The 441-nt window shown below is 51.0% G+C and carries 1 rRNA gene; it reads left to right on the forward strand.

Annotated elements, in window-relative coordinates:
- Nucleotides 1-441, forward strand: a 23S ribosomal RNA gene (locus tag EKM89_RS13920); the annotation flags it as partial.

Below are 441 nucleotides of genomic sequence, written 5' to 3' on the forward strand. Positions count from 1 at the left end.
CGAAATCGTGGACACGCACCGTCAGGTGCGCGTGATAGGAGAGCGTTCTAAGGGCACTGAAGCAGGACCGTGAGGACCTGTGGAGCGCTTAGAAGTGAGAATGCCGGTATGAGTAACGAGAAACTAGTGAGAATCTAGTTCACCGGATGACTAAGGTTTCCTGGGGAAGGTTCGTCCGCCCAGGGTTAGTCGGGACCTAAGCCGAGGCCGAAAGGCATAGGCGATGGATAACAGGTTGAGATTCCTGTACCGGTTAATTGCGTTTTAAGCGAAGGAAAGACACAGAAGGCTAAGTAATGCATGCCGCTGGTTGTGCATGTTCAAGCTGCGAGCCAGGGAATGAGTCAAATGCTTGTTCCCGTTCACGTGAGCAGTGACGAGGACTGAAGTTTAGTAAGGAAGTTACTGACGTCACGCTGTCAAGAAAAGTTTCTAGCTAGT

Origin of the sequence: Levilactobacillus fujinensis (genome assembly GCF_003946335.1) — a bacterium.
In the GTDB taxonomy this organism is placed as follows: Bacteria; Bacillota; Bacilli; order Lactobacillales; family Lactobacillaceae; genus Levilactobacillus; species Levilactobacillus fujinensis.